Below are 302 nucleotides of genomic sequence, written 5' to 3'. Positions count from 1 at the left end.
ACTAAAACGAGCCAATTCACGACAAGCCTACTCGTCGATGACCGTGGTGGGGTTTTCGCGGGTGATGATCTGCTTGGCGAAAATGTCGGCGCCCAAATAGCGCTGCACCATATCGGCCAGCTGATCGGTGGCGGCGGCCAGATCATCGGCACGGGCCGGATCCACCGACTCGATGATAAGGAAGGCCTTGCTCGAGTCGTCGGTCAGCGCAGTGCGCACGCCGTCGCGCCAGTTCCAGCAACGGCAGATGGCGCCGGCGTTGTCGCGGTAGCACAGCTCCCCCTCCAGCGTGGGCGACTGTT

General features: G+C 62.6%; 1 pseudogene. It reads right to left on the bottom strand.

What is annotated here, in order from left to right:
- Positions 1-27 precede the first annotated feature (27 nt).
- Positions 28-302: pseudogene (locus PZH32_RS12890) on the bottom strand (B3/B4 domain-containing protein); the annotation flags it as partial.

Origin of the sequence: Adlercreutzia equolifaciens (assembly GCF_029076695.1) — a bacterium.
In the GTDB taxonomy this organism is placed as follows: Bacteria; Actinomycetota; Coriobacteriia; order Coriobacteriales; family Eggerthellaceae; genus Adlercreutzia; species Adlercreutzia equolifaciens_A.
Note: the sequence above shows the minus strand (reverse complement) of the source record. Positions and strands in the feature narration are given on the sequence as shown.